This is a genomic window from Streptomyces sp. AF1A, assembly GCF_047340315.1.
GTDB lineage: Bacteria > Actinomycetota > Actinomycetes > Streptomycetales > Streptomycetaceae > Streptomyces.
The window spans coordinates 1-7,183 of sequence record NZ_JBLEBI010000257.1 but is presented as its reverse complement, the minus strand read 5'-3'; the positions used below and the strand labels follow the sequence as shown (position 1 = coordinate 7,183).

9 protein-coding genes and 2 pseudogenes are annotated in these 7,183 nt (G+C 71.5%); 9 read left to right on the top strand and 2 right to left on the bottom strand.

Going from position 1 to position 7,183, the window contains the following annotated elements; genetic code table 11:
- The 3 genes and pseudogenes from ACLU3S_RS34715 to ACLU3S_RS34705 form a co-directional block, all read left to right on the top strand.
- Positions 1-245, top strand: a pseudogene (locus tag ACLU3S_RS34715) (glycerophosphodiester phosphodiesterase family protein); the annotation flags it as partial.
- 189 nt (positions 246-434) lie between these two features.
- Positions 435-941, top strand: a complete 507-nt coding sequence (locus tag ACLU3S_RS34710; RefSeq protein ID WP_413955956.1) for a sigma-70 family RNA polymerase sigma factor — start codon at positions 435-437, stop codon at positions 939-941.
- A gap of 45 nt (positions 942-986) precedes the next feature.
- Positions 987-1,484, top strand: coding sequence for a GNAT family N-acetyltransferase (locus tag ACLU3S_RS34705; protein ID WP_413955955.1), 498 nt, complete (start codon positions 987-989; stop codon positions 1,482-1,484).
- Here the strand turns inward: ACLU3S_RS34705 and ACLU3S_RS34700 are convergent.
- Together ACLU3S_RS34700 and ACLU3S_RS34695 are read right to left on the bottom strand one after the other, a co-directional pair.
- On the bottom strand, positions 1,474-1,893 hold the full coding sequence (locus ACLU3S_RS34700) for a hypothetical protein (RefSeq protein WP_413955954.1): 420 nt from the start codon (positions 1,891-1,893) through the stop codon (positions 1,474-1,476). The genes ACLU3S_RS34705 and ACLU3S_RS34700 overlap by 11 nt on opposite strands.
- Position 1,894: 1 nt before the next feature.
- Positions 1,895-2,254 carry a hypothetical protein gene (locus ACLU3S_RS34695; protein WP_413955953.1) on the bottom strand — a complete coding sequence of 120 codons (360 nt, stop codon included), beginning with the start codon at positions 2,252-2,254 and terminating at the stop codon, positions 1,895-1,897.
- Positions 2,255-2,308: 54 nt separating this feature from the next.
- Here ACLU3S_RS34695 and ACLU3S_RS34690 point away from each other — a divergent pair.
- From ACLU3S_RS34690 to cbiE, 6 genes and pseudogenes are all read left to right on the top strand, one after another.
- A pseudogene (locus tag ACLU3S_RS34690) lies at positions 2,309-2,674 on the top strand (hypothetical protein); the annotation flags it as partial.
- 347 nt (positions 2,675-3,021) lie between these two features.
- Positions 3,022-4,056 (top strand): methionine ABC transporter ATP-binding protein, encoded by a 1,035-nt coding sequence (locus ACLU3S_RS34685; protein ID WP_413955952.1) that lies wholly within the window; start codon positions 3,022-3,024, stop codon positions 4,054-4,056.
- Positions 4,053-4,790 (top strand): methionine ABC transporter permease, encoded by a 738-nt coding sequence (locus ACLU3S_RS34680; RefSeq protein WP_413955951.1) that lies wholly within the window; start codon positions 4,053-4,055, stop codon positions 4,788-4,790. Before ACLU3S_RS34685 ends, ACLU3S_RS34680 begins: the two co-directional genes overlap by 4 nt.
- Positions 4,791-4,864: 74 nt before the next feature.
- Complete coding sequence (locus ACLU3S_RS34675; RefSeq protein ID WP_413955950.1) at positions 4,865-5,695, top strand: MetQ/NlpA family ABC transporter substrate-binding protein; 831 nt, start codon at positions 4,865-4,867, stop codon at positions 5,693-5,695.
- A gap of 144 nt (positions 5,696-5,839) precedes the next feature.
- Positions 5,840-6,478 carry a GNAT family N-acetyltransferase gene (locus tag ACLU3S_RS34670; protein WP_413955949.1) on the top strand — a complete coding sequence of 213 codons (639 nt, stop codon included), beginning with the start codon at positions 5,840-5,842 and terminating at the stop codon, positions 6,476-6,478.
- 114 nt (positions 6,479-6,592) lie between these two features.
- On the top strand, positions 6,593-7,183 hold a 591-nt coding region (gene cbiE, locus ACLU3S_RS34665; protein ID WP_413955948.1), incomplete at its 3' end, for a precorrin-6y C5,15-methyltransferase (decarboxylating) subunit CbiE.

The window sequence follows — 7,183 nt, the reverse complement described above, 5'->3', positions numbered from 1 at the left end:
GAGGGCCGGCCCGGCGCGGGCTGAAGGGCCTGCCGGTGCCGACGATCATCGGCCACCGCGGTGCCGGCGGCTACCGGCCCGAGCACACCTTCGGCTCGTACGAACTGGCCCTGGACCTTGGTGCCGACGTGGTGGAGGCGGGCGACCTGGTGCCCACCAGGGACGGCCACCTCGTCGGCAGGCACGAGCCGGAGATCGGCGGCACCACGGACGTCGCCGCGCACCCCGAGTTCGCCGGCCGTCGGCGCCTTCCGGACGTACTTCGCGACGGGCATCGACGGCGTCTTCACCGACAACGCCGACACCGGCGTCCTCGCCCGCGCGGACTTCCTGGGCGAGTGAGTCCACGTCAACGCCCGTGACCGCGGCACTCGTTCGGGCCGAGTGTGCGCCGTCCCGGGAACCCGGACCCGGGGCGGCGCGTCGTTCCGCATATGACGCACGACCTGGTAGCCGCCCTGCACCCGCTGCTGACCGCGGAAGCCTCCGCCGAGGCACACGCCGCCGGAAGCGAGCCGGGCGACCTGGAACAGGCCGTCTGGCTGCGGCTGCTGGAGCGGCTGCAGACCCATGGGCCGCCGCCGGACCCGCACGGCTGGCTGCGCCGGGCCGTCCGCGCCGAGGCGCGCCGCAGCCGCCGCACCACCCGCCTGGAGCGGCCGTACGACGCCGAGCCGGCCGACGACCAGCGCCCCGGGCCCGAACAGCACGTCCTCACGGCCGCCCGGTACCGCGCACTGCGCGACGCGATCCGCCGGCTGCCCGGCCGCTGCCCCCGGCTCATCGAGGCGCTGCTCTCTCCCCGGGACCTCACCTACCGGGAGATCGCGGGGGAGTTGGGTATCTCACAGGGCAGTCTCGGCCCGGAACGTTCCAGATGTCTGGGATGTCTGCGGCGATTGCTCAACCCGGAGGTTGCTTCCCGTCCAGTGCGGGGATAGGAGTGAGGGACGACAGATGATCAGGTGAGCGGGAGGCATGCACACATGGGCATGAGCGTGACCATCTCGGCGGCGACCGAACAGGACGCGGAGCAGATCTTCCGGCTCCAGTACCTGTGCTTCCAGAGCGAGGCGGCGCTGTACGGCAACTACCGCATCGACCCGCTCGTCCAAACCCTGGACTCCGTCCGTCAGGAGGTCGCCGGCGACTGCGTGTTCGTCGCGCGGCTCGGCGACGAGGTGGTCGGCTCGGTGCGCGGCAAGGTGACCGAGGACGGCGCGGCCGCCATCGGCAAGCTCTGCGTCCACCCGCGGCTCCAGGGCCACGGCATCGGGGCGCGGCTGCTGCGCGCTGCCGAGGCGGCGCTCGCCCAGGAGCGGGGCGCCACCCGGTTCCGCCTGCACACCGGCCACCGCAGCGAGGGCAACCTCCGCCTCTACCGCAAGTCCGGCTACCAGACGGTGGGCCGGTCCACGGGCGCGGACGGCGTGGAGCTGATCATCCTGGAGAAGCCGGTGGGGACATACGCGGCTACCGCGTGACGCCGCCCCGCGCCCTGCGCAGCCAGTACAGGGCGGAGACCGGCAGCAGCACCGGGATGAAGACGTACCCCGCCCCGTAGTAGGACCACACGGTCGCGTCCGGGAACGCCGAGCGGTCGACCAGGGTCCAGGTACCGACGAGGAGCACACCCGCGAGCTCGGCGGCACAGCACACCAGTGCCGCCCTGCGGGCCGTCTCCCCGCCCCGGATCAGCGTGTACGTGATGAACCCGTACACCACGCCCGCCACCGCGGACAGCGCATAGGCGAGCGGCGCCCGGTCGAACTCCGTGGCGATCTGGAACACCGACCGCGACACCGCGCCGACCACCATCACGCCGTAGAACCAGACCAGGAGCATGCCCGGCCCGCTGATCAGCCGGGTCGGCTTCTCCTCCACCGCCGTCACCTCAGCCTCCCCAGATGTCGAAGAGCCGCACCTCGAGCACGGCCAGTACCACGCCGCCCGCCGCGACCGTCACCGAACCCCAGCGGGTCCGCTCGGCCAGCGACATGAACCCCGCCGCCGGAATGCACGCGAACGCGCCCAGCAGATACGCCACGAAGATCGTCGTCCCCTGGGCCGGCTTCTCGCCTCGCGCCAGCAGCACGATCCCGGCCACCAGTTGGACCACCGCCAGCAGCGCCACCACGGCCATGCCGATGAAGTGCCAGTCCTTGGTCGGCTGGTCGCGGTAGGCGGCCCAGCCGCACCAGGCGGCGAGCAGCAGCGCGGCGACCCCGGTCACCAGCGTCAGGACAGTGAGCATGCCGTGACCCTATTACGGCGGAAACGGGCCATCGTCGCCGACCCCGCCGTACACCGCCGCCACGCGGTGGGCGTCTCGCCCAGGGTCCTGGTCGGCGCGGACGACGTCACCCGCGGCGTCCGCCGCGGCACAACCGACCCCGAGCCCCGTCTGCTCGCCGCCCGCCGGCCGGGCGTCGACGCGGCCGGCTGCGTGGTCGTCGAGCACGCCCCCGCCGGACCGCGGCCGGGCCGCGAGGCCGGCATGGCGACCGTGGCGTTGGCCACAACCCACCGAGCGGAGGAACGGGACGCCGACCTGGTCGTCGCGAACCCGGCGGCCCTGTCCGCACTGGTCACCGACGCGGCAATGGCGATCTCCGTCCGCCGCCGAGGCCCGGGCCGTGCTGTCCACCGCTGTCCACGATGCGGACAGCGGTGACCGGTCAGGAGCGTACGTCTGGTTTACTGATCGCATGACCAGCACGAGCAGCCGCATCCCTGCGACCGAGGCGACCACGACGCCCGGTGCTCGTTGTATGTGTCCGTGTCGAATGTGCGCCTTCTAGAGGGCCCCTGCACCACCTGAGCCTCGCGCCCCGAAGCGAGAGCCGTGGCCTGCGCGACGTCCGAGTCCGGTCGTACGACTGAAGGCCGCCCCCGCGCACACGACGTTCTGCCCGGTTCCACCGCCACCGCGAGAACCGCGCCACGTCCCTGACCGAACGCACGAAACGCTCCGTGCCCGGGCACACCCACGCCCGCGCACTCGACAGTGACGGAAATCCAGTGATCACCACATCGGGCCTGACCAAGGTCTACCGCTCCCGCGGCCGCGAGGTCACCGCCCTCGACGGCGTCGATCTCCACGTCCGCGAAGGCGAGGTCTACGGCGTCATCGGCCAGTCCGGCGCCGGCAAGTCGTCCCTCATCCGCTGCGTCAACCTGCTGGAGCGCCCCACCTCCGGCACCGTGACCGTCGCCGGGCAGGACCTCACCGCCCTGGCCGGCCGCGGACCGCGCGCGGGAAGGGAACTGCGCCGGGCGCGCAGCCGGATCGGGATGGTCTTCCAGCACTTCAACCTGCTGTCCTCGCGCACCGTGCAGGACAACGTCGAGCTGCCGCTGGAGATCCTCGGCACGTCGGGCCGGGAACGCTCCCGCAAGGCGCTCGAACTCCTCGACCTCGTCGGCCTCGCCGACAAGGCCAGGGCCTACCCCGCCCAGCTCTCCGGCGGCCAGAAGCAGCGCGTCGGCATCGCCCGCGCCCTGGCCGGCGACCCCAAGGTGCTCCTGTCCGACGAGGCCACCAGCGCCCTCGACCCGGACACCACCCGCTCCATCCTCCAGCTGCTGCGTGACCTGAACCGGCAACTGGGCCTGACCGTCCTGCTCATCACCCACGAGATGGACGTCGTCAAGTCGGTCTGCGACTCCGCCGCCCTGATGCAGCGCGGCCGGATCGTGGAGTCCGGCACGGTCAGCGAGCTGCTCGCGACCCCGGGCTCCGAGCTGGCCGCCGCGCTGTTCCCGGTGGGCGGCGAGGCCTCCGGCGCCGAACGCACCGTCCTCGACGTCACCTTCCACGGCGAGGCCGCCACCCAGCCGGTCGTCTCCCAGCTCTCGCGCACCTACAACATCGACATCTCGATCCTCGGCGCGGCCATCGACACCGTCGGCGGCCTGCAGGTCGGCCGCATGCGCATCGAACTGCCCGGCCGCTACGAGGACAACGTGGTGCCCATCGGGTTCCTGCGCGAACAGGGGCTGCAGATCGACGTGGTGGGCCGGGAGGCCGTACTGGTGAAGGAAGGTGCCAAGTGACCTGGTCCGAGATGCAGCCGCTGCTGTTCGAGGCGTGTTCCGAGACGTTCCGGATGGTGCTCTGGTCCACCCTGATCGCCGTCGCCGCCGGCCTCCCGCTCGGCCTGCTGCTCGTCCTCACCGACCGGGGCGGCCTGGGACAGAACGTCGTCGCCAACAAGGTGATCGGCCAGGTGGTGAACGTCGGCCGGTCCATGCCGTTCATCATCCTGATGGTCGCCCTGATGAGCTTCACGCGCTGGGTCACCGGCACGACCATCGGTACGACCGCCGCGATCGTGCCGCTCGCCATCGGCGGCATCCCGTTCTTCGCCCGCCTGGTCGAGACGGCCGTCCGCGAAGTGGACCACGGCCTCGTGGAGGCCGTGCAGTCCATGGGCGGCAACACCTGGACGATCGTCCGCAAGGTGCTCGTCCCCGAGGCCCTGCCCTCGCTGATCGCCAGCACCACCACCACGATCATCGCCCTCATCGGCTACTCCGCCATGGCCGGCACGGTCGGCGGCGGCGGCCTCGGCGACCTCGCCGTCCGCTACGGCTACCAGCGCTTCGAGACCCAGCTGATGTGGATCACCGTCGGCATCCTCGCCGTCGTCATCTCCCTCATCCAGTTCGCCGGCGACCTCGCCGCCCGCTCCCTGCACAGCCGCGGCGGCCGCTCCGGCCCCGCGCCCAGGCTCCGCCTGCTCAAGGCCAAGGAGCCGGCCGCGGCCGACGTCGGCAAGGCCGCCTGAGCCCCCGAAGACTCCCCGTTCCCCGCACCCGGGCACACACGGGGTCGCACCACCCTTAAGGAAAGGCACTTTTCGTGCGTAACACCGCCAAGCTCACCACCGCCGTCCTCGCCGCCGGAGCCCTCGCCCTCGGGCTCACCGCCTGCGGCTCCGGCAGCTCCTCCGCCACCCACGACCACAGCGGCCCGCTGGTCGTCGCCGCGAGCCCGACCCCGCACGCCGAGATCCTGGACTTCGTCGAGAAGAACCTGGCGAAGAAGGCGGGTCTCGACCTGCAGGTCAAGGAGTTCACCGACTACATCACGCCCAACACGGCGACCGAGGACGGCTCGGTGGACGCCAACTACTTCCAGAACCAGCCGTACCTGGACGACTTCAACAAGAAGCGCGGCACCCACATCGTGCCCGTCGTCACGGTGCACCTGGAGCCGCTCGGCCTGTACTCCCACAAGGTCAAGAAGGCCGACGCCCTCAAGAGCGGTGCGACCATCGCCGTCCCGAACGACGCCGTCAACGAGGCCCGCGCCCTGAAACTGCTCGCCGACAACGGCCTCATCGCCCTCAAGCCCGGCGCCGGCAACGAGGCGACCCCGCAGGACATCACCAAGAACCCCAAGAAACTGAGGTTCAAGGAGGTCGAGGCGGCCCAGACCCCGCGCTCCCTGGACGACGTCGACGCGGCCGTCATCAACGGCAACTACGCCATCTCCGCGGGCCTGAAGCCCGCCCAGGACGCCGTCGTCCTGGAGTCCGCGAAGAACAACCCCTACGGCAACTTCCTCGCCGTGAAGAAGGGCAACGAGAACGATCCGCGGGTGAAGAAGCTCGCCAAGCTCCTCACCTCGCCCGAGGTGAAGAAGTTCATCGAGGACAAGTACCAGGGCTCGGTCATCCCGTCCTTCTGAGCCCCGCCCCCGGGTCACTCGCCGCCACGCACGGGGTCCGCGCCGTCACTTGGTGCGGACCCCGTCGTGCGGTTCAGTGGTTTCATGCTGCATGCTGGGCAGTTCAGCAGGCCCTGACGGTTTCCCGAAGCTACGGAGCGGCGCATGACTGGCACCTTCCCCAACATCTCCATCAGCACGGAGCGGTTGGTGCTGCGCCCCTTCGACGAGGACGACGTGCCCGCGCTGGCCGAGATGATGAACGACGAGCAGGTCGGCGCCTGGACCGGCGTGCCCCAGCCGTTCACCGGGACCGACGCGCGGCGCTGGATCGCCGAGGACGCGCCCGCCGCGCGGGCCACGGGCCGCGGCCTGGACCTCGCCGTGACCGAGTTCCTCACCCAGCGCCTGGTCGGCACCGTCCAGCTCACCCGGACCAACTGGCGCATCAGGTCCGCGGAGCTGTCGTACGTGATCGCGCCGTGGGCCCGCGGCGAGGGCTACGCCTCCGAGGCCGCCCTCGCCACCTCCCAATGGCTGCTGCGCGACCAGAAGTTCGAGCGCATCGAGATCCGCACGGCCGCCGACAACACCGCCGCCCAGCAGGTCGCCCAGAAGATCGGCTGCATCAGCGAGGGCGTCCTGCGCAACGCGTGCATAGTGCGCCACCGCGCCGAGGACGGCACGTGGACGGACGTGCGCACCGACTTCATCGTGTGGAGCCTGCTGCCCGAGGACCTGGAGGGCACGGACGAGGAACTCGCCGACACCGGCGGTTTCGCCGCGTACTCCGACTGGAACTGATCACCGGCGGGGCACCGCCGCCGCGCGTACGGCAGCTTCACCAGGTACCCTCACGGAGCCTGTCCAATGGCCCGTGCCCTTTGACGACCTGCGACAACCTGGAGACACACGACGATGGCCGACCGGGTCACGGTGATCGGCTGGGACGGCTCGCCGCTGACCGAAGCGGCACGCTCCGCCCTCGGCGCCGCCACGCTCGTGGCGGGCGCGGCCCACCACCTGGCGCTGCCCGAGATCCCGCCCGCCGCCGAACGCATCCGCCTCGGCAGCGTCGCGCTCGCCGCCCGCCGCATCGCCGCCCACCGCGGCACCGCGGTCGTGCTCGCCGACGGCGACCCCGGCTTCTTCGGTGTCGTACGCACCCTGCGCGCACCGGAGTTCGGCCTGGAGGTGGAGGTCGTCCCCGCCGTCTCCTCGGTGGCCGCCGCCTTCGCGCGGGCCGGCATGCCCTGGGACGACGCCCAGGTGGTGGTCGCCCACCCGCGCACCCTGCGCCGGGCCGTGAACGTCTGCCGCGCCCACACCAAGGTGGCCGTCCTCACCGCGCCGGGCGCCGGCCCCGCCGAGCTCGGGCTGCTGCTGGAGGGCATCCACCGGACCTTCGTCATCTGCGAGGAACTGGGCACCGAACGCGAGCAGGTCTCCGTCGTCACCTCGGACAAGGCCCCCGACCACACCTGGCGCGACCCCAACGTCGTCATCGTC